We start from the raw sequence: 21,544 nt of genomic DNA, 5'->3' as shown, positions 1-21,544 counted from the left end.
CAGTCTGAATAAATAGGGACTGGGAGGACGTCGGGGAGGCGCAGAAGCGGCGCAGACGACGCGCAGACGACGCGCAGACGACGCGCAGAAGCGGCGCAGAGGAGGAGAAGCCGGAGCGATAAGGGCTGGGGAGCGCCGCGCGCACTAGTCCAGGTTGCGCAGCGCGCTGAGGGGGAGCGGCTGCGCAAGCGGGCGCTTCGCCGACTGTGCCAGTGAGACCGCGGCGTCACCCGCGGAGGGCATCGCCTCGCCGCCAACAGCGCCGGCCCCGGCAGACAGGCACGACACCGCGAAGCCGCAGACGCGCCCCTGACACCAGCCCATCCCGGCACGGGTGAGGCCCTTCTCGGTGCGGAGGTCGTGTGCGGCGAGGTCGTCGTGGGCGTGCCCGATCTCGCCCACGGTCACCTCCTCGCAGCGGCACACGGTGGTGTCGGGGGTGAGGCGATCCGCCCAGCCTGCGGGCACGGGGTGCGCGAGGTGCATTGCTTCGGCGAAGGATCGGTTGCGGGCGAGCGTTCGCCGCTCAGCGCCGGTGAGCGACGCGGTCGTGCCGGTGGCATCGCCCGCCGCGGCGCGGCCCGCGATCTCCCCTTCGAGCACCGATAGCGGAGCTCCGCCGACGCCGGTGACCTCACCCGCGAGGAACAGGCCGGCAACCGAGGAACGGCCCGCCTCGGCGACGACGCCGACGAGCGAGCCGTCGACGTCAACGCGGGTCTGCACGCCCAACTGCACGGGGAGTTCCAGCTGCGGCGTGAAGCCCCAGCCGAGCCCGACGCCGTCGACACCGGTGATCTCGCGTTCGCTGCCTGAGAGGATCGATCCGTCGGCACGAACCTTCGCGGTGCGGACGCCGGTGACATGGTCGGGGCCGAGAATCTCGGTGATGACGGTGCGGATCCGGTAGGGGACCCGGTGCTTCACGAATGCCGCGACGTAGCCTGCGCCCTCGAGTGCTTTAGAGGGGACTCCGGCGGCGCGGTGCGCGCGGGGGATCCAACCCATGAGCGACGCAGATTCGAGCACGGCGGCAACCGAGCCGCCGGCCTGCGTGATGTTCGCGGCAACCGGTAACAGGAAGGGGCCGGTTCCCGCGATGACGAAGCGCTTGCCGGGCAGCATGCCGTTCTGTTTGACGAAGGCCTGAATGCCGCCCGCGGCCATGACTCCGGGGAGCTGCCAGCCGGGTACGGGGAGCTGCCGGTCGTAGCCGCCGGTCGCGAGCACGAGCGTTGTGGCGCGGAGCGTTGGCACCGCGCTCCGACCCCCGCCGTGAGCGGGGGCGAGCTCGAGCGCGAAGCTGGTTTCGGGAAGGGTGGAGAGCGCCCGGGCCATCCACACAGAGGTCGAGGCAAAGTAGTGGATCGTGCCAGCCGCGATGCCCGCGTCGAAGCGGGCGCGGAGCGAGAGGTATTCCCGCCAGCCGTGGTGGTACTCGCCGCCGTCGGTGACACCCGCGGCTTCGGAGCGGTGCCGCCAGTACTGGCCGCCGGGCTGCTCAGCGGAGTCGATTACGGCGACCCGAGCACCGCCCGCTGCGGCGGCCGCCGCAGCGGCGAGGCCCGCGGGTCCAGCCCCGACGACGGCAACGTCGAAGCGCGGGGCTGCCGCTGTGGATCGCAGCTCTGAAGTCTCTGCGCCGCTCATGCTGCGTCACCCGCCTCCCGCGAATCGGTTCCAACGGTGCCCGAGGGGTGCTCGGTCGCCCCGGGGCCCGTTGCCCCGCGCACGTCCATGCCATCAGCGAGCGGGATCATGCAGGCGCGCTGGCCCGATTCGCCGTCGATGTCGACGAGGCAGTCGAAGCAGACGCCGATGCCGCAGAACAGGCCGCGGCTTGCACCCGTGCGGGTCTCACGCCAGGCGTTCTTGCCGGTGGCGATGAGGGCCGCAGCGACACTCGCTCCCGGCGCGCATGCGATGGGTTCGCCCTCGAAGGTGGCGTGGACCTCGCCCGAGGGCGTGGTGTTCGGGGTGGCGCTCACGCGGCTGCCTCCGTTCCTAGCTGTGTCGAGTCCGCTGTCGGCCCGTGATCGTCGTACCCCGGTTCGTCGAAGCGTTCTGGCCTGAACGGGGTGAGGGGCATGTCGGGTTCGAGCCCTGCGAAGGCCTGCCCGAGGAGTTTTCCGGTGCCGACGGAGAGGCCGATGCCGGCGCCCTCGTGGCCGGAAGCGTGCCAGAGGCCGGGTGCACGCGGGTCGTGGCCGATCACGGGAAGGTGATCGGGGCAGAACGGCCGGAAGCCGTGATAGTGGCGCAGAATGCGGGTCTTCTCGAGGAACGGAAACAGCTCGATGGCGTTGGTGGCGATCTGTCGAAGGGCGTCGGTGCTCACGGTGCTATCGAAGCCGATGCGCTCGCGGCTGGACCCGATGAGGATCGTCCCGGCAGGGGTGCCCTCGACCACGGGTGAGGACTGGAGGCCCGCATCTCCGCTGCCGACGTTGTCTATGTACTCTGCGGCATACACCTTGTGGTGGACCATGGGCGGCAGTGGTTCTGTGACGAGGACGAAGCCGCGGCGCGGGTTCACGGGCACATTCACGCCGGCCATGGCGGCGATCTCTGGCGCCCACGTGCCGCTGGTGTTGACTATATGCTCCGCGGAGAATTCACCCTGCGGAGTGCGAACCCCGGTGACGCGATCGCCGGCGCGGAGCAGCGCGGTGACGGGCGCGTTCACGACGAGCTTCGCGCCACGATCGCGAGCCAGGCGGAGCAGATGAGAGGCCGCGAGGATCGGTTGGACCTGACGGTCCTCGGGGTAGAACGCCGCGCCGAGGGCATGGTCGGTGACGTTGGGTTCGAGTTCGCGCAGCGCGGGAATGTCGAGCGGTTCGGCGACGATGCCGAATGAGCGCTGAGAGGTAGTGACTCGGTCGAGCGAGGCGAGACTTGTTTCACGTGAAGCAACGATGATGCCGCCCTTGGACTCGAACTCCCAGAGGTGGCCGAACTCTGCGAGCTCACCCTTCCAGGTGTCGATCGAGTAGCGCATGAGCTCAAGCTCGGGGCCGAGCTCTTTGTCGGAGACGAGGATGTTGCCCTCGCAGCGCGATGTCGTTCCGCTCGCGGGGAGCCCGCGCTCGACCACCGTGACCGTGAGTCCCTGCAGCGTTGCAAAGTACGCGGTTGCTGCGCCGATGATTCCGGCGCCGATGATGACGACGTCTGTGCGCTCTGTCATGCTGGGCTTCCTGTCATGAGATGGGTGCGTCTGCGGGGTCTGCGTCGACGGTTCCGGTTGCCCAAGCGGTGCGGGCATGGCCAATGTGGGCGCGCATGAGCTGCTCGGCCCCTGCGCCGTCGCCGTTGCGGAGCAGCCGGATGAGCTCGTGATGTTCGTGAGCTGAGGGCCCGAGACGCCCGGTCTGTGCGAGTGCTTTGAGGCCGTAAAGTCGGGTGCGGGTGCGCAGCGATGTCGCGAGTTCAGTGAGCTGCGGGTTATCGATGTGCGTGAGCACGAAGTGGTGGAACTCGCGGTCATATCGCAGGTACTCCTGCAGATCCTCGGTTTCCGCGGCGACGAGGCACGCGTCTGCCATGCGCTCGAGCTCGTCGAAGCCTTCCTCCGAGATGCGGCCGACGGCGGCCGGCATCGACGGCGGTTCGATGAGCAGGCGGATCGCGGCGAGATCGTCGAGCTCCTTGTCTGTCATCGTTGTGATCCTGAACCCCTTGTTCTTGATCGTCTCGACGAGTCCCTCGCGTGCGAGATCCATCATCGCCTCGCGTACTGGCGTGGCCGACACCCCGAGCGCCTGCCCGAGCGTCGGCGCGGACACGAGCGCTCCCTCAGCGATCTCGCCGGTGATGATGGCGGTGCGGAGTTGCTCGAGCACGGTTTCGCGCAGGTTGAGCGGTCGCTTCAGCGGGGTGAGGCGACGGGAGGGGGAAGGCTGCGTGGACATGGGGGCTCCTACTGTGGCTATGGGCGCGTGCGCGCTGTATAGACAGCACTCGCGCACACAAGATCCTCCCACGACATGCCCACCCCGGTGTAGAACGCAGGTCGGCCGAGGGTGCGCGTGAAGTTGCCGAGCACGAGGTCTTGGAGGTTTGCGGGTGGCTGCGACTCCCACTTCGCATCGTCGTAGGTAGTAGCGAGGTTGCCGTTCTCGCGGCGCGCGGACCCGCGGCCCTCGACTGCGACATCCGAGCGCAGTACGAGGGCGTCGTCGATCTCGCGGGCATCGAGTCCGTGGGTGCCCACGGCCGCGACGATCGCGTTCGGGGCGACGAGGGCGCCGTCGAACAGTGGGGTGGTGGCGGTGGTCATGGTGAGGATGATGTCGGCTGCCGAGATAGCTGCCTCGTGGTCGCTTGGCGCGGTGACCGAGACGTGGCTGGTCTCGGGGGCCGTGGCGAGGGTGTCGATGAGTGCCTTGACTCGCTCCGGGCGGCGGCCGATGACCTCGAAGGAGGCGTCGGGGAAGTCGACGAGTGCCGCGCGGATGTGTTCGATCGCCTGGGTGCCCGCGCCGAAGATGAGGATCTTCGGGTCGGTGCCGAGCTCTGCGCCAGCGGGTGCGAGGCGCGCGAGCTGCCGCACCGCGGTGAGCGTCGCTGACGGGGTGCGGATCGCGGTGAGGCAGGATCCCTCCATCACCGCGAGCGGTGCGAGGGTGTCTGACGAGTAGAGAATGTAGAGGCCCTGAATCTTTTCGAGTCCGCGATCCGGGTTCTCTGGCGCGAGGGTGAGCGCCTTCACGCCGCTGAACGTCGCGCTCTGCGCAGGCATAAGCAGGAACTCACCGTTCGGGGCGTCCGCGAACAGGCGCGGCCCGTCGCTCTCCGGGGTGAGGCCGTCGCGCAGCGCGGTCTCGAGGGCATTGATCGCCGTCTCGAAGGTGAGGAGCTCGCGCACCTCATCGGCGGAGAAGAAATCGATGCTCTGCGGAGCGGGGGTGTGAGTCACAGCAGGAATCCCTTCGGGAACGGATCGGTTGGGTCGAGCATGTACTGGGCCGTGCCGGTGATCCATGCGCGGCCAGTAATCTTCGGAATGACCGCTGGGCGGCCGGCGACGGTCGTCTCCTCGACGAGTCGACCGACGAAGCGTGAGCCGATGTACGACTCGTTGATGAAGTCCTGGTCGAGCGGCAGCTCGCCGCGCGCGTGCAGCTGCGCCATGCGCGCGCTCGTGCCGGTGCCGCAGGGGGAGCGGTCGAACCAGCCGGGGTAGATCGCCATTGCGTGGCGCGAACGTTCAGCGGTGGATCCGGGAGCCTCAAGGTAGACATGGTGGCAGTCGCGAATGTCCGCCCGCTCGGGGTGGACCGGGGCATCTTCCTCGTTGATCGCGTCCATGATGGCGAGGCCGGCCTTGATGAGCTCGTCCTTGTTGGCGCGATCCTCACGGAACTCGATGCCGAGCTCGTCGAGCTTCACGATCGCGTAGAAGTTACCGCCGAAGGCGAGATCGTACTTCACGGTGCCGAGACCCGGCACCTCGACCGAGGCGTCGAGCCGCTCCGAGTACGAGGGCACGTTCGTGATGGTGACGCTCTCAGCCTGCCCGTCGTTCACGGCGACCTCGGCGATGACGAGGCCAGCGGGGGTGTCGAGACGGATCGTCGTGACGGGCTCAGTGACCTCGACCATGCCGGTCTCGACGAGCACGGTGGCGACGCCGATGGTGCCGTGGCCGCACATGGGGAGGCAGCCGGAGACCTCGATGTAGAGCACGCCCCAGTCGCAGTCGGGGCGGGTGGCGGGCTGCAGGATCGCGCCGCTCATCGAGGCGTGGCCGCGCGGCTCGAACATGAGGAGTTCGCGCAGCTCGTCGTTGTTCTCCATGAACCAGGTGCGGCGCTCGGCCATCGTGTTGCCTGGGATGGTGCCGACACCGCCGGTGATGACGCGGGTCGGCATGCCCTCGGTGTGCGAATCAACGGCGTGGTAGACGCGGGACGTGCGCATGTGGGGCCCTTCTGAAGAAAAATAGGGGTGGGGTGGGTGGGGTCAGTGATCCCGAGAGACGGGAATGGATCGTGCGGCGAGAACGCCGCACGATCCACCCCCGAAGGTACTGCGAACTCTACTTGCCGTAGCCCTTTTCGGCAGCCTCGCGGGTGTCGGCGATGATCTGGTCGGCGACCTCCTTGGCGAGCGGCAGGCGCGGCGGGCGGCAGGGGCCGCCGTACAGGCCGAGCACGTCCATGGAGAGCTTGATTGACTCGACGAACTCGGTCTTCGTGTCCCAGCGGAGCAGCTTGTGGAGGTCGCGGTAGATGACCTTTGCGCGCTCGAGATCGGCAACGTTGCCCGAGGTCGAGAGCTTGTAGAGCTCAACGGTGGCCTGCGGGATCGCGTTCGGGTAGCCAGCGACCCAGCCGACGGCGCCGGCGATGCCGACCTCGAGGACCGAGTCATCGGTGCCGATGAGGATGTCCATCGTCGGAGCAAGCTCCTGGATTTCGTAGATGCGGCGGGGGTCGCCCGTGAACTCCTTCACGCCAACCATGTGGCCAGCCTCGTGGATCTCAGCGATGAGCGAGGGGATGAGGTCGACCTTGGTGTCGAGCGGGTTGTTGTAGCCCACGATTGGCAGTCCGGCCTTGGCGACGGTCGCATAGTGGTGCTTCACCTGCTCGTGGTTCGCGCGGAACGTGTTCGGCGGGAGCTGCATGACGCAGTCAGCGCCTGCCTCGGCTGCCTGCTCTGCCCAGCGGAGCGACTCCATGGCGCCGTACGCGCCGGTGCCAGCCATGACCGGGAAGCCCTTGGGCGCCGCGTCGACGGCGACCTCGATCACCTTTGCGCGCTCAGCCTCGGTGAGGTTCTGGTACTCGCCGAGCGAACCGTTCGGCGCGATGCCGTCGCAGCCGTTGTCTGCAAGGAACTGGACGTGCTCTGCGAACTTGTCGTAGTCGACCGAGAGGTCTTCCTTGAACTGCAGAGCGGACGCGACGATTACGCCGTGCCAGGGCTTCTTCTCAGCCATTGAGATATTCCTTTCAGGAATGGGGTGGGAGTACTTGGGCCACTCGTGGTGTGTGACATTGCACAGATTACCCAGGTTCTGGGCGGAACGCAAGACCGCGGGATGTGCAGCCTTCCGTGCCCCCGGACCGAGGGCGCCTAGGGGTGCAGGTGCGCGGAGCCCAGCACCTCCGCGATGCCCACGATCTCGAAGCGGAAGTCCTGCACCAGCGCGCCGCCGTGAGTGAACCGCGGTGGCGCAGGGTCGGGGATGAGTTCGGCGTACACGGAATTGAATTCATCGAACTGATCCATGTCGCTCAGAATGCAGTGCACTTGTAGCAGTGCACCGAGATGGGACCCGTGCTCCTCCAAGGTCTTGGCAAGGTCGGCGATTGCCGCCCGAACCTCATCTGCAAAGGACTCGGGCCGAACACCGTGTTCGTTGACGCCGACTTTGCCAGACGTGAAGACCATTCCTTGAGCGACTCGAGCGGATCCGAATGTGCCGAGAGGTAACTGCGTTGTCATGGAGCCACAGTAAGGCGGCGTTCGCGATGCCACCTCGGGCAATATGCACAAACGCGCAGCTCCTCAGGGGAGGAAATGCACTGGGCGCACAATGCGGGACTACGTAATCTCACCAATACCAACCGCAAAGAAGCCAAGGGAGGCGTCTTGAGCAAGTACCGCGTATCGATGGACATCGGTGGCACGTTCACCGACATCGTTGCCTACAACGAAGACACACGGGAGTACACCGCCACTAAGGCGTCTACCACTCCTGGGGAGCTGAGTCGAGGCGTCATCGAGGGCCTTGGCGCCCTTGTCGAGGAATTATCAGAGATCGATTTCGTGGTCCACGGCACCACGCAGGGCCTGAACGCATTCCTGGAGCGCCGCGGTGTGCAGGTGTTGCTTCTCGCCACTGATGGCGTTGAAGACTCGTACCACATTGCACGCGGGCCCAGGCAGGAGCTCTACAACGCGCAGTATCGCAAGCCCGCACCGCTTCTCGAGCGCAAGGACGTTGTCGGTATCGCTGGCCGCCTCGAATACGACGGGAACGAGCTCGTCTCACTCGACGAGGATGCGGTTCGCCGCGCCGCCCAGCGGGTGCGTGCGGAGGGCCATGGCGCCGTCGCCGTTGCCTACCTCTTCAGCTACAAGAACCCGGCGCACGAGTTGCGAACCAGGGAGATCTTGCTCGAGGAGCTGGGAGCAGACTTCACGGTTTCGCTCTCCCACGAGTCGGCGAAGGAGTGGCGTGAATACGAGCGGACCTCTTCCGCCGTTGTCGAAGCGTACACGGGCCCCGTTGTACGCAACTACCTCATCGATCTTGAGCAGGAACTCATCGAACGAGGCGTTGACGTGCCACTGCACATTATGCAGTCATCGGGTGGCATTCTCACAGCAAAGTCGGCCAGGCAGCGCCCGCTACAGACGCTCCTGTCCGGCCCTGTCGGTGGGGCGATCGGCGGCGAGAAGCTGACGGACGTTCTTTCAACAAAGAACCTCATCGGTGTGGACATGGGCGGGACCTCGTTCGATGTGTCGCTGGTGGTCGATGGGGCGCCCGACGTCTCAACAGAGGCCGAGCTCGAGGGGCTGCCGCTGCTCATGAGCGTCGTCAACATCCACACGATTGGAGCCGGCGGCGGGTCGGTCGCCTGGATCGAAGCCGGTGGCCTGCGTGTCGGGCCACGTTCCGCCGGGGCGACACCCGGTCCCGCCTGCTATGGACGCGGAGGCACCGAACCGACAGTCACTGACGCAAACCTCATCCTCGGGCGAGTGGACCCTCGCAACTTTGCGGGTGGGCAGATGAGCCTCGATATCGATGCGTCGAAGGCCGCGCTTGAGACCGTCGGGAGTCGGCTTGGTCTCGGCGTGACGGCGATTGCAGAGGGCATCTGCGACGTTGCCAACTCGCAGATGGCGCAGGCTATTCGCACCATCACCATCTCGCGAGGGATCGAACCGCGGGATTTCGCGCTCGTCGCCTTTGGCGGGGCTAGGCCAATGCACGCGGTCTTCCTGGCGAAGGAACTCGGGATCGCCGAAACGATCGTTCCCCGCTTCCCGGGAGCATTCTCAGCGTGGGGCATGCTGCAGGGAAATGTGCGCAAGGACTTCACCGAACCCTACTTCTTCATCGATGAGGATCTCGATACGGCAGATATGAGTCGGGTGCTTCGCGACATCGAGCGAGGCGCGCTCGACGAACTCGCTCACGAGGGTATCCCTGCTGACCGCCGGTTCTCCGAGCACTCCGTCGATGTGCGCTATCAGATGCAGGAGTTCTTCCTGTCGGTGCCGCTGACGAGTGCCGAAGAGCCGCTCGAAGATGGGTTCATGGAGACCCTCGGTGCTCGCTTTGCCAAGCAGTACGAAGAACGCTACGGGCACGCGACGCTCGGCGCCCCCATTGAGGTGGTCGCGCTCCGCACCCGTGTCACCGGCGAACTCGACAGCACTGATTCGCTCCAGATTCCGACAGCGACATCGCCAGAGTCCCCGCACGAACGCCGCAAGGTCGTGTTCGAACAGCAGGAATGGGACACCGTCATCGTTGATCGCTCGGTTCTCGGCGCTGGGCACACCTTTGAAGGCCCCGCAATCGTGGTCGAGGCGACCGCGACCACCGTTGTCCCGCCCCGATTCTCCGTAACTGTGGAGTCGCACGGCGCGCTCACTATTCGCAACCTCGAGATCCAGGGGGATTAATCGATGTCCAGCACTACTGCCGCTAGCCGGATTGATCCGGTTACCGTAGAAATCATTCGTAACGCCTTCACGAGCGCGGCAAACGATATGAACGCGACGCTGATTCGCTCCGCGTACTCACCGATTCTGTACGAGGGCGGCGACTGTGTCGTGGCGCTCCTCGACACCGAGCACCAGGTACTCGGGCAGTCGGCAGGGCTGCCGTTGTTCCTCGGCAACCTCGAGACCTGCTCCATGGCGGTTGAAGAACTCTATGGCGCGGAGGTCTGGAAAGAGGACGACGTCTGGATCCTGAACGACTCGTACCTCGGTGGCACGCACCTCAACGACGTCACGATCTTCGCGCCGGTCTTCGTAGATGCCCAGCTTGTTGGGTTCGCTGCGACCCGGGCCCACTGGATGGACATGGGCTCGAAGGACGTTGGTGGGTCGATGGACTCGGTTGATATTTTCCAGGAAGGCTTCCGGATGGGGCCGGTGAAGCTGCACGAGGCGGGCAAACAGACCCACGTCGTCGACCTCATCAAGACGAACGTGCGATTCCCGTACCAAACCATCGGTGATATGAACGCGATGATCGCGGCCCTGCGCATGGGGACGATCCGAATGCAGGAGCTGGTCTCGCGCTACGGCCTTGGGGCAGTTGAGGAAGCTCGGGACGAGATCTTTCGGCAGACTGCAGAGATTGAGCGCGAGGTTGTCGAAGCGATACCGGATGGTGTGTACGAGGCCGAAGGCATGCTCGACAATGACGGCATTGACCTTGAGCGCACCATTCCGATCAAGCTCCGGGTTACGGTCGCTGGTGGCACGATCGATTTCGACGTGACCGAGTCTGCCGACCAGACGCGTGGCCCAGTGAACTGCGGTGTCGCTCAGGCGGTATCGGCGCTCCGCGTTGGGTACAAGCTGCTTGTGAGTCCCGACACGAATTCGAATGGTGGCTCGTTTCGAGCGATGACGACGCAGGTGCGCGAGGGGTCGGTGCTTGGCGCAGTAGCCCCGGCGGCGTGCCAGTGGTACTTCTCACATCTCGGCTTGCTGATCGATCTTGTCGCCAAAGCCCTCGCACCCGCGATCCCGGGGCGCGTTGTTGCCGCCTCGCACGGTGACTCGATGATTATTACGACCGCGGGGTTCGACCCGAGGACCTCACGGAACTGGGTGACGATGGAAGCGACGCTCGGTGGCTGGGGCGCGTGGGAGGGCTCAGACGGTGAGTCCGCGCTGATCAATAGCGTGAATGGTTCGCTGCAAGACCTGCCGATCGAGATGGTGGAGACGAAATACCCGTTCAGGATCACGGAGTACCGCATCCGTCAGGACTCTGGCGCACCTGGCAAGTGGCGCGGTGGTAACGGCGTGACGCGCGGCTACGAATTCCTCACAGACTGCGTGGTGGGGCTGTGGTTCGAGCGGTCCCAGACTCCGCCGTGGGGCATTTTCGGCGGCGGCGATGCGAGCGGCCCTGAAGTGAAGATCAACCCAGGCACCGATCGTGAGGTGCTCGCGCTGAAGGCCAACGCGCGGCCTATGAAGCGTGGCGACGTGATCCAGCTGAATGTGAGTGGTGGCGGTGGCTTCGGTAACCCGGCCGAACGCGACCCCGCCTCCGTGCAGTACGACATCGAGAACGGCTTCATCTCGGAGGCGTTCGCGACCAAACACTACGGCTACACACCCAGCGCGTAGCCGATCCCCAGGAGTGGGGTGGACCCGGCTGAGTCGCCGGAACCACGCCATGACACAGGTTCACACTTTGGAAGGAAACACACATGAATAAGAGAATTCTGCTTGGCCTCGCGGCCGGGCTCATCGGAGCAGTGTCGCTCGTTGGGTGCTCAGCTCCCTCTGCTGGCGGCGACGCCGGGGGCTCGGGAGACGAGGCGCTTGAGATTGGCTTCTTCGGCTTCGCTGCCGCCAATTCGTTCGCGCAGGCCGTCTACCAGGGTGTTGAGGAGACCGCTGCCGAGGCAGGGGCGAAAGCCACCTTTGTTGACGGTCAGTTCGATGGGCAGCTGCAAGCGCAGCAGATCAACGATTCAATCACCTCGAAGCGCTATGACGTCATCATCATCCAGGCGAATGACAACCTCGCCGTGCAGGAGCCGTTGAAGAAAGCGGTCGACGCCGGAATCACCGTGGTTGTCGAGTTCACCCCGGTCGGTCCAGAGATGGACACCGCCGAGCCGCAGATCGAGGGCGCCATCAGCATCGTCGATCCACCGGTGGGCAACGGCACCGCGCTCGCAGAGCTCGGCAAGCAGGCCTGCGCGGACGCGGGAGCGGGCTGCAAGGTTGCGTATATGGAAGGGAACCCCGCGCTTCCCCTCGAAAACGCCCGCACGAAGGCGGTACTCGACACGCTTCAGGCCGACAGCAGCATCGCCACGTTGCCCACGGTGACCGGTGGGTACTCCCAGGATGAGGGTCGCGCTGCATTCCAGGACATTACCCAGGCGAACCCTGACGTCGACGTCGTTATTGGTTCGACCCAGGCCATCGCCGGCGCCGCACTGGTCGCAGGACCGGACTCGAAGGTGAAGTTCATCGGCAACGGGAGCCCGCAGTCAGCGGTCGAGAAGGTGCGCAGCGGGGAGTGGTTTGCGATCTGGGCGCTTGACGTCGTCGGTAACGGTCGGATTGCGGCCGACCTCGGTCTCAAACACGCGAAGGGCGAAGACGTGGAAACCGCAATCGACCAGGCCTCGCTCGCCCCGAATGGCGGGCTCGGGACAACTGACGTCTTGAACGAGGCTGATTTCGTTTCCGGTTACGAAGAGTAATTCACGCTGGGGTGGGTGGGCGCCGCCCACCCACCTCAGGAGTTTTCCTGCGCATCACACCAGCACAGAACACAGTTACGGAGGTGGACGGCAATGAACAACGCCCAGATAATGCAGACGCAATCTCGTGCGGAGGCCAAGGCGCCACACATCACACTCGAAGCAGTCGGGAAAAGCTATGGCGGAACGTCGGTGCTGCGCGATGTTTCGCTGACGATCGAACCGGGAGAGATCCACGGACTGCTTGGCGAAAACGGGGCAGGCAAATCGACCCTGCTGAAGATCCTGGGAGGCGCGATTTCTGCCGACTCCGGAACGGTGCTGTTCGACGGGGTCCCGACCAAGCTCGGCAACCCTCGCTCCGCCATTGACCACGGCATTTCACTGATCTCACAGGAGCTGGCACCGGTGCCGGCTCGCTCAGTGATGGAGAACGTTTTCCTCGGCAGGTGGACGAACACCTACGGACTCGTCCGGCAGGCAAGAGACCGAGCGCAACTCGCCACCCTGATTGCAGAAAGCGGCTTCGACCTAGACCCGGATGCGCAGGTGTCAAGCCTCTCCCTCGGGCAGGCGCAGCAGGTCGAAATCCTCAAAGCGATCGCGCGCGGGTCGAAGGTGATCTGTTTCGATGAGCCAACTGCCGCGCTGGGGGAGGCTGACACAGAGAACCTCCTTGCCGTTATTCGCCGTCTTGCGGCAGGTGGCACCACGATTGTGATTGTCTCCCACTTCCTCGAGGAGATCTTAGGGATCGCTGATCGCATCACGGTGCTGCGTGATGGCGATCAGATTGTCACTGAGTCAGCGCGCGGTCACGACTCTGACAGCCTTGTGCAGCTCATGGTGGGTCGGCAGGTGGAAGCGCTGGCCCGTTCGCCACGGCCTGTTGCCGATGGAGCGCCGGTGGTGCTGAGCGCCGACAAACTCACCACCTCAGCGATATCTGATATCACATTGAACGTGCGTCAGGGCGAGATTCTTGGGCTTGTCGGGCTGATGGGAAGCGGCCGCAGCGAAACGTTGAACGCTGTGTTTGGGAGCGACCGTGTCACCTCGGGAGAGGTGCACGTCAACGGGCGTCGAGTGCGCAAGAATTCCATCAGGCACGCGATTCGCAGCGGGGTCGCACTCGTCCCGGAATCCCGCAAGGACCAGGGACTCGTCCTCGGGCGGTCGGCCGCAGAGAATATCGCACTGCCGTCACTCGACTCGCGCCAGATAGCGGGGTTCGTGCGGCAGGGGGTCGAGCGAAGCGTGGTGGACCACGTTGCCGCCCGTGTTGATATCCGCGGCAAGGTGAGGCGCGTGTCCGTCGGGGCGCTGTCCGGTGGTAACCAGCAGAAAGCGCTCTTTGCAAAGTGGCTCATCAACCCGCCCGAGGTGTTCCTCATCGACGAACCAACTCGCGGAGTCGATATTGCAGCGAAGGCGAACATTCATAACCTCATCATCGAGCTAGCGGAGCGCGGCACAGCCGTCGTTGTAGCGAGCTCCGAACTCGAAGAAGTGCTTTCGATCTCCCACCGACTAGCCGTGATGCGCCAGGGCCGCATCGTCGCCGAGTACGACCGCTCGGTCTCGCCCGACACCATCATGGCCACCGCCTTCCTCTAGGAGAAGCAAGAATAATGAAAACCGAGACTATTGCGGTTGAACCCGCATCCACGCGACGTCGATTCAGGATTGATCTGAAGGACTACGGAGTGCTCATCGGGCTCCTGGTGCTGGTGATTTTCCTTTCCGTCTCTACCGATACGTTCCTCTCATCACAGAACCTCGTGAACCTGCTCGACCAGGCAGTGGTGATCGGCCTTATCGCGATTGGGGCGACCCTGTGTATCACGAGCGGCGTCTTTGACCTCTCGGCGAGCGCCAATCTTGCGCTCTCCGCGATTATTGGCGTGTACCTCACACAAGCGTTCGGTGTCGGCCTCGGGTTTGTGCTTGCCCTGGGCGTTGGAGCCGCTCTTGGCGCGTTGACAGGCACACTCATTGTCGCGACCAAGGTGCACTCATTCATCGGCTCCCTTGCGATGAGCATTATCTACCGCGGGTTGGCGGTCGTGCTCACCGCGGGGGCCATCGTAGCCCCGCTCGGCGACCAGCTCGAGGGCTTTCGAGTCTGGACGCGCTCGGTGTTCGGCGGAGTATCCGCGGCAACGCTGCTGCTCGTCGTCGGGCTGGTTGTCTTTGGGCTCGTGCTCTGGGGCACGACCTACGGCCGCCGTATCTACGCGGTGGGAGGGAACCCCGAAGCAGCCAGGCTGAGCGGGGTGCGCACGGAGTTGATCCACATTTCGGTCTTTGCGATCAGTGGCCTGTGCAGCTCTGCCGCCGGCATGGTGCTCGCATCCCGTGCGGGATCCGCGCAGCCCGCGATGGCGACCGGGCTTGAACTGACGGCTATCGCGGCGGTTGTCATCGGAGGAACCAGCATCATGGGTGGCTCGGGCGCTGTCTGGCGCACCGCAGTGGGCGTCCTCATCCTCACCGTGATTGCGAACGGCTTTAACCTCATGGGGTGGGACACCACTTACCAGCAGGTCGTGACGGGTGCGCTGATCCTGATCGCGGTGGCTGCTGACAGTCTGCTCGTGCAACGCCTGCGGAAACGCTAGCAGCGTCGCGCCCGGGCGCGCGGGCGCCCGGTGAAGACCATGGTTCCGACGAGTAGTGTTCAAGCATGCAAAGGAAGCACATGCGGATCGGCGTGCGGGTAACACCGGATCGTGTGACTGGTGTGCGTCTGGTGCGAGACGAGGCTCGCGAACACCACAGTGAAGCTGTCGAACATCCGGGCGGTTTGGAGGCGGCGCTGGGACGAGTGCTCGCGCAACTCGCAGGCGATATTGAGGACCGCCCGACAGCGACGGTCACGTTCGAAGTCAGCCAGCTTTTTGCCCCGGACCAGGGAGAACCTGTGACGGTTGTGCGCATTGCTCCCCGAGCGCCCATGGACGACGCTCACGCCTACTCGGGCGTGAGCGTCGCTCAGCGTGCCCTGCAGACCGTGCACGTAACGGGTGGGCATTCGAACGCTGGCGAGGCGCTTGCCACGTTTGAAGCGAGCGGGCTTCGGTCTCGGCTCCGGGGACAGCCGCCGGGCGGGCGGTACGTCGTGACAAGCGTCGGAGCCTCGGTGAATGCTGCGCACGAGATCGAAGCGAGCCGGATTCTGCTTGACGAAGCGGCGCCTGCCAGCGTCGTCCAATCGCACTCCTTTCACAACACCTCTTTCTCGGTACGAGAACGTACGGGAGTGCTCAACAGCTCGCACTTGGCGTATGCAGAGGGGATCGCAACGAGTCTCGCAACTGTCGCGGCTGCGCATATCCCCAATGCGCGTCTGTTTGTGATGACGAACGATGGGGGTGCCGCGCCATTGGCGTCCCTGTCGTTAAAGCCCGTGCACTCGCTGTTCTCCGGACTCGCGGCCGAGTTCGTTGGCGTGGCGGCCGTCGCCGGAATCGACGATGGCAGGATCGTGATGCGGCGGCCAGACAGCGTGAGCTTTGGCGAAGTGACGGCCGGAGCCCCTACCGTCGTGTCACGGTCTCGGGATAGCGCGGGTGAGCTCATCGCGACCCGGACCGTTCATCTCGTTACGCTTGACGACGGGTCGGTGGGGGACTGGATGGGCGAACCCCTGGAGATCACCGTTACCGCCGCTGGACTGGTTGAGCTGCCGGGGACTGATGGCTGCGAACGCATCGAGCTTGACGCCGGGGCGCTTGGGGCGGCCTGTTCGCAGCTCGTGGAGTGGTTCGAGCAGGCAGTGCAGATCAACAACGCTCCCGAGAAAGAACAGGCACTCGGAAATGCGGAGGCGAAAGTTCGTGCCCGACTGGTCTCGTACGGTTCCCCGCCCTCTCAGGTGCGGATCCTTGATTGTCGCGTGATCGGGGCCTCGTACCAGAATCCGAACGTAGTGACCGTCCGGGTGCGAGGCGCCGCGGGGCCGAGTCCGCGAGAGATCTTCGAGGAGACCAGCGGATGATCCGGCTGAACGAGGCACATATCCGCCACCTGTACACAGGATCGGTGTTTGCTGCCTGCATGATCGACCCCGACTGGGCCGGGGAACAAGCGGACAAAGTCCTCGCGTTGTTCCGGGAAACTGATGACCGGCCGGTGCTGTGCGACCCTGGGGAACTCGAACCCGAGGGGCTCGTCGTCGCTGTCGGGTTTGTCAGCAACGGGCTACCTCCCGCTGAATTGCGCCCTGTGGGAGACGAATTCTTGCGGTGTATCGCGTTGATAGAGCAGGAACTTGAGCAGCCCGTCGTTGGCGTCATGCCCCTTGCCGCGGGCGGGTTGAATGGCATGGTGGCTCCATTGGTCGCCCTTCAAGCCGGAGTTCCCCTGGTTGACGCGGATCCGATGGGGCGCGTGTTTCCCCTCGTGAGTCAGAGCGTGTTTGCCGTCGCAGGGCTCCCGGCCGGCCCAGTTGCAGCGACGGGCGCCACCGGCGAATCCGCGATGGTGCAGGTGCAAGACCCCGTACGCGTCGACCGTTTGCTGCGCGCACTCGCAGGTGTGTACGGTGGCTGGGCTGCGACCGTAAGTTATCCGATGACCGCTGCGGTGCTCGCAGCAACCGGTGTCCAGGGAAGCACAACACGGCTGTTGCGGATCGGCGAGATTCTCGCCGCTGACACCTCGATCCGCGAAAAGTACGAGGGCCTCGAACGCATGGGAGGCCTGAAACTGCGCATCAGGGCCAGAGTGAGTAACGTCGGCTGGCTTGCCAGCGCAACACAACCCGGCCAGACGGCGCGGCCATCGAGCGTCACCCTCATCGGGGAGCCCAACGGCCGCATCGTGCAACTTGAGATTCAAGATGAAGTGCTGCTGCTCATGGTCGACGGTGTCGTCCGTGCCGCCGTGCCCGACATCATTACTATCCTCGATGCACACGACGGTAACCCCGCGACGTTGGAGGACCTCTGGGTGGGGAACACAATCGATATTCTCGTCATGTCAGCTGACGCAGCCTGGTACACGGAAGCTGGGTTGCGGCTCGCGGGACCGGGAGCCTTTAGCGCGCTGGGAGTGCAACAATGATTGGGTCGACTGCCCGTGGAAGCTATGCCGTCGAGCTACAGGATTTGACCGAGTCGAAACTCGCTCAAGACCTCACCGCTCGCTTTCAGCCCTCAGAGCCGACGCTCGTGCAAGATCTAGCGCTGATTAGTGACATCGAAGAAATTACCGAAGTTGCTCCAGACACGATCGTCCTGCTCAGCAATCACGTCTCCGCTGGTGGCTGGATGGTTTCCGCCGCACTGCGGTACGCCTGGGAGCGGAGAGCCTGCGCGGTGCTTGCGCCAGAACAGGCTGTAACTGAGGCGACCGTGGAACTGGCTCGTCGACTCAACGTGGCCCTGCTCACGACAACCCGAGATGTGACGCAACTGAGTATTGCCCTTGCCATTCAGCTCGGTATCGCGCGTGCCGGCGTCATGGCGCGGGTGCAGGCGTTTGTCGATGAGATCACGCAGGCCGCGACGCCGACAGCGCTCGCGGCGCAGATTTCGCGGGAGTTCGGCGGCGCCCGAGTGCAAATTCGTGTGTCAGGAACTGTCACGCTCGACTTCGCAGAGTCAGCACCCAGCTCCGACGTGTTCACCGGAGACGGGGGCGACGGCGACCCTATTGTCGTCGAGATACCTCAGGGCGTGACATCTGCTGAGCTCGTCCTCATCGGGACGGGGCGTCGTACCCGAGAGTACGCCGAGCAGGCGTTGCGTGCCGCGGTGCCAATTTTCCGTTCGCTGCTGTTCGAGTCGCGACTGAATTCGATCCTTGACTCGTTGCCAGCGATGTCGATTGCATCTCTGATCGGGTCGGCAGAACTCGGTTTGCTCGATGCGCCGAGTCGGGAAGCGGCGCTGCGTGGAGCGCACACGCTGGGAGAGCGATACCGCACCGTGTGCATCCTCGCTGCCGAGCCAGCGAGCGTTGGTGCTGTCGTGCACCACATCTGGCAGCGCTTCTATCCCGAGGTGCCCCTGACGGCCATCGCCGATGGCTGGCTTGCATTCGTGCCGACGGCGGGAAGAGTGGCACGAGATACCATCGTCAACGATGTTCGCGCAGGGTTCGGGGAAGTCGGTCCGCTGGGGGCTGGCGTGGGCGTCGCTGAGCAGCGGAGCAGCCCGACGGAACTACTCGAGAGTGTGCGTGAAGCGTGGCTTGCCGCGCGAATGGCTTGGCCTGAGAGGGCGCGAGAAACCAACGTCATCGAGTTCGCAGAGATACCGTCGCGCCTACTCGACCGGCTTGTCCCGGCGGAACTCGCGGACAAGCTGGCGGCGCGGATTTTCCCAGACCTCATGGGAGATGCGGCCTCGGGCGAGATTATTGCGGCCGCCGTGCCGTTCCTGTCGGCACGCGGATCAGTCTCGCGCGCGGCCGAGATGCTCGGGGTGCACCGGAACACGCTGCAGACGAGGCTCCGGCGAGCAGACGAGCTCGGCGTCCCCCTCGCTGATCCCACTGAGGTGCTGTCCGTGCACATGCTGCTCGCCAGCGTGCTCCGAAACGGCTGATTTCCCGACCCTCCTTGCGAAACTCACACGAGTTAGCGCTCGGGCTGTGCAGTATGCCCAAGGGTGTGGGCGCCCCCGGAAGTACTCTCGCTGTTGCTGGAACATTTCCGCACGTTGTCTCGAGGAGGAGCACCCGCATGATCCGTTCAGTTCTTACCCTGCGCACCACACCGGAGAAGGCCGAGCGTATCCTCGAGCTCTACCGGCGCGAGTTGATTCTCCAAGAGTCCCTCGACCTCACCCGACAGCTTTCATCGGACATCGCGCTCGCCGCAGATGGGTCGGGCGAGATCATTGTGAGCGCCGAATGGCCTGATGAGGCTGGGTATCAGGAGTGGCTCGACCATCCCCAGCGCTTGCGCACCGCGCCCGAACTGCAAGAACTGCTCGAGGGTGCTGAAGTCGGTGTGGGACGACTGTTCCGCGTCGACCACCGTGTCGAACGCGCGTCGTAGCACCGTCATCTAGATGTCGGCAGATCCAAAAGGAGAAACCGAATGAACGAACGTGTCCGCGTAGCCATCGATGTGGGGGGAACGTTCACCGATGTCGTGAAGCTCGTCCCCGAGACCGGTGAACTGCGATTTGAGAAGGTGCCGACGACCCCGAATGCGCCCGCAGAGGGCGTGCTCGCAGCGTTCAGCAAGGCCGAAGCAGACCGCGCGGGCGTCGAAATGTTCAATCACGGCAGCACGCTCGGCCTGAACGCGCTGCTCACCCGCACCGGTGCCCGGATCGCGACGATTGCCACTCGCGGTTTCCGCGACGTGTACCTGCTGGGCCGCACCGACCGTGTACCGATGTACGACATCGCCTACCGCAAGCCGGCGGCGCTGCTCGAGCGTTTCGACACGTTCGAGGTCACCGAGCGGAGTCTGTTTGACGGCTCGGTTGCGGTGCCGCTCGATGAAGCGGAGGCGCGCGAGCTTGCCCGTGAGATCGCGAGGCGCGGGTACGACGCGGTTGCTGTGACCTTCCTGCACTCCTACGTCGCGCCGCAGCACGAGCAACGGATGCGTGAGATCCTCCGCGAGGAGGCGCCCGAGGTGCAGGTGACCATCTCGCACGAGCTCTCCCGTGAATACCGCGAATGCGAGCGCACGAGCACTGCCGTGCTTGATGCGTACATCAAGCCGATCATGCACAACTACCTGCGTACGCTCGAGGGCGAGCTCGCAGAGCGTGGTTTTGACGGCCGATTCCTGATGTCCCGCTCTGGTGGCGGTGCGATGACCGCATCGACGGCCCGCGAGCAGCCTGTGAACCTCATCCTTTCCGGCCCGGCTGGAGGCGTGGTCGGAGCGGCCGGCTTCTCGAAGCTCATTGACCGACCGAACCTCATCACGATCGACATGGGTGGCACGAGCCTGGACGCGTCACTCGTGCTCGACGGGAGCCCGGTGCTGTACCACGGCGCTGAGTTTGAGGGCCTCCCCATTAACACTCCGTCGCTCTACATCCACACGATCGGAGCCGGGGGCGGTTCGCTCGGCTACCTCGATGACGCTGGCGGCTTGCAGGTGGGGCCGAAGAGTGCAGGAGCGGTGCCCGGTCCGGCGGCGTACGGTCGCGGCGGGACCGAGCCGACGTTCACCGATGCAGCCCTCGCCATTGGATACCTCGGCACTGACACACCGCTCGGTGGTGAACTCACCCTCGACCGCGAGAGGGCGCTGGCATCGCTGCGCGCAATTGCGGCAGAGATGGGGATTACCGAGACCGAGTTGGCCCGCGGCATGGTCCGTATCTCGAACACCAAAATCATGGGTGCCGTGCGTGCGATCTCGATCGAACTCGGGCACGATCCGAAGGACTTCTCGCTGCTCTCGTTTGGCGGCGGTGGTGGACTGGTCGCCGTTGATGTCGCACGTGAACTCGGCATTCCAGAGGTGATTGTGCCACCCGGCCAGGGCGCCTTTTCGGCGCTCGGCATGCTTATGGCTGACGTGCAGCACGACCTCTCGCGTACCTGCGTCGAACTGCTCGACGAACTCGACCCGGCGCGTGCTGACGCCTTTTTCGCGGATATGGAGCGTGAAGCGGCCGAGCTGCTCGGCTCAGAAGGTTTCGGACCTGAGGCACGCCGCTTCCACCGATCCGTCAATGTGCGTTACCTCGGACAAGAGCACTCCGTGTCGGTCGAGCTGCCGGCAGACAGCAGTGATCCGCGCACCGAGATCTCAGCCCAGTTCAACGACCTGCACGAGCGGCAGTACGGCCATGTCATGGACGATCCGATCGAGCTCACGACACTGCGGCTGATGGCCGTTGGCGTCGTCGATAAGCCAGATTTGCCTCGTGCAGCACGGCGCGCACCGGGTGAGAGTTTCGAACGAGGCATTCGTCAGGTCGTGCTCCCGGGAGATATCACCGTCGACTACGCGCTCGTGGCTCGCGAGTCACTGCTTGCCGGCGATGTGCTGGATGGCCCCGCTGTGGTCACCGAACATACAGCGACGACAGTGTTGCACGAGGGTGACCGGCTTGAGGTCGGCGCCTACGGCGAACTCACTATCGCTATTCACCACGCGCAGAAGGGTGCCTGAA

Annotated in this window: 18 protein-coding genes; 10 read left to right on the top strand and 8 right to left on the bottom strand. The window is 64.6% G+C overall.

Annotated features, from left to right (window positions below; translation table 11 throughout):
* Positions 1–144 precede the first annotated feature (144 nt).
* The 8 genes from AUL38_RS04380 to AUL38_RS04345 all read right to left on the bottom strand — a co-directional run bounded on the left by AUL38_RS04380 (position 145) and on the right by AUL38_RS04345 (position 7,458).
* The gene (locus tag AUL38_RS04380; protein ID WP_059059467.1) at positions 145–1,650 is read right to left on the bottom strand and encodes an NAD(P)/FAD-dependent oxidoreductase; all 1,506 of its coding nucleotides are present in this window, start codon (positions 1,648–1,650) and stop codon (positions 145–147) included.
* On the bottom strand, positions 1,647–1,988 hold the full coding sequence (locus AUL38_RS04375; RefSeq protein WP_083506575.1) for a (2Fe-2S)-binding protein: 342 nt from the start codon (positions 1,986–1,988) through the stop codon (positions 1,647–1,649). Before AUL38_RS04375 ends, AUL38_RS04380 begins: the two co-directional genes overlap by 4 nt.
* Positions 1,985–3,190 (bottom strand): FAD-binding oxidoreductase, encoded by a 1,206-nt coding sequence (locus AUL38_RS04370; protein ID WP_059059466.1) that lies wholly within the window; start codon positions 3,188–3,190, stop codon positions 1,985–1,987. The genes AUL38_RS04375 and AUL38_RS04370 overlap by 4 nt, the downstream gene beginning before the upstream one ends.
* Positions 3,191–3,203: 13 nt before the next feature.
* Entirely contained in the window at positions 3,204–3,914 is a 711-nt protein-coding gene (locus tag AUL38_RS04365; protein WP_059059465.1) for a GntR family transcriptional regulator, read from the bottom strand.
* Positions 3,915–3,931: 17 nt separating this feature from the next.
* Entirely contained in the window at positions 3,932–4,921 is a 990-nt protein-coding gene (locus tag AUL38_RS04360) for an ornithine cyclodeaminase family protein (RefSeq protein WP_059059464.1), read from the bottom strand.
* Complete coding sequence (locus AUL38_RS04355) at positions 4,918–5,925, bottom strand: proline racemase family protein (protein WP_059059463.1); 1,008 nt, start codon at positions 5,923–5,925, stop codon at positions 4,918–4,920. Before AUL38_RS04355 ends, AUL38_RS04360 begins: the two co-directional genes overlap by 4 nt.
* Positions 5,926–6,043: 118 nt before the next feature.
* On the bottom strand, positions 6,044–6,949 hold the full coding sequence (locus AUL38_RS04350) for a dihydrodipicolinate synthase family protein (RefSeq protein WP_059059462.1): 906 nt from the start codon (positions 6,947–6,949) through the stop codon (positions 6,044–6,046).
* Between the two features lie 137 nt (positions 6,950–7,086).
* Complete coding sequence (locus tag AUL38_RS04345; protein WP_083506573.1) at positions 7,087–7,458, bottom strand: RidA family protein; 372 nt, start codon at positions 7,456–7,458, stop codon at positions 7,087–7,089.
* 147 nt (positions 7,459–7,605) lie between these two features.
* On the opposite strand from AUL38_RS04345, the gene AUL38_RS04340 reads away from it, so the two are divergent.
* The 10 genes from AUL38_RS04340 (at position 7,606) to AUL38_RS04295 (ending at position 21,543) form a co-directional block, all read left to right on the top strand.
* The gene (locus AUL38_RS04340) at positions 7,606–9,657 is read left to right on the top strand and encodes a hydantoinase/oxoprolinase family protein (RefSeq protein ID WP_235590600.1); all 2,052 of its coding nucleotides are present in this window, start codon (positions 7,606–7,608) and stop codon (positions 9,655–9,657) included.
* Between the two features lie 3 nt (positions 9,658–9,660).
* On the top strand, positions 9,661–11,349 hold the full coding sequence (locus tag AUL38_RS04335; protein ID WP_059059459.1) for a hydantoinase B/oxoprolinase family protein: 1,689 nt from the start codon (positions 9,661–9,663) through the stop codon (positions 11,347–11,349).
* A gap of 83 nt (positions 11,350–11,432) precedes the next feature.
* Positions 11,433–12,443: a sugar ABC transporter substrate-binding protein gene (locus AUL38_RS04330; protein ID WP_083506572.1), complete on the top strand. Its 1,011-nt coding sequence runs from the start codon at positions 11,433–11,435 to the stop codon at positions 12,441–12,443.
* A gap of 93 nt (positions 12,444–12,536) precedes the next feature.
* Entirely contained in the window at positions 12,537–14,060 is a 1,524-nt protein-coding gene (locus AUL38_RS04325) for a sugar ABC transporter ATP-binding protein (protein WP_059059458.1), read from the top strand.
* A 14-nt stretch (positions 14,061–14,074) separates the two neighbouring features.
* Positions 14,075–15,064, top strand: coding sequence for an ABC transporter permease (locus AUL38_RS04320; RefSeq protein WP_059059457.1), 990 nt, complete (start codon positions 14,075–14,077; stop codon positions 15,062–15,064).
* A 65-nt stretch (positions 15,065–15,129) separates the two neighbouring features.
* Positions 15,130–16,443, top strand: coding sequence for a hypothetical protein (locus AUL38_RS04315; protein WP_153006460.1), 1,314 nt, complete (start codon positions 15,130–15,132; stop codon positions 16,441–16,443).
* On the top strand, positions 16,440–17,510 hold the full coding sequence (locus AUL38_RS04310; RefSeq protein WP_059059455.1) for a DUF917 domain-containing protein: 1,071 nt from the start codon (positions 16,440–16,442) through the stop codon (positions 17,508–17,510). The genes AUL38_RS04315 and AUL38_RS04310 overlap by 4 nt, the downstream gene beginning before the upstream one ends.
* Entirely contained in the window at positions 17,507–18,997 is a 1,491-nt protein-coding gene (locus AUL38_RS04305; RefSeq protein WP_059059454.1) for a helix-turn-helix domain-containing protein, read from the top strand. Before AUL38_RS04310 ends, AUL38_RS04305 begins: the two co-directional genes overlap by 4 nt.
* Before the next feature lie 137 nt (positions 18,998–19,134).
* Positions 19,135–19,452 carry a hypothetical protein gene (locus tag AUL38_RS04300; RefSeq protein WP_059059453.1) on the top strand — a complete coding sequence of 106 codons (318 nt, stop codon included), beginning with the start codon at positions 19,135–19,137 and terminating at the stop codon, positions 19,450–19,452.
* 42 nt (positions 19,453–19,494) lie between these two features.
* Entirely contained in the window at positions 19,495–21,543 is a 2,049-nt protein-coding gene (locus tag AUL38_RS04295) for a hydantoinase/oxoprolinase family protein (RefSeq protein WP_059059452.1), read from the top strand.
* Position 21,544: the final 1 nt, after the last annotated feature.

The organism is Leucobacter sp. G161, from assembly GCF_001482305.1.
Lineage (GTDB): Bacteria > Actinomycetota > Actinomycetes > Actinomycetales > Microbacteriaceae > Leucobacter.
The sequence above is the reverse complement of the archived record's forward strand: the minus strand, read 5'-3'. Positions and strand labels throughout refer to the sequence as shown.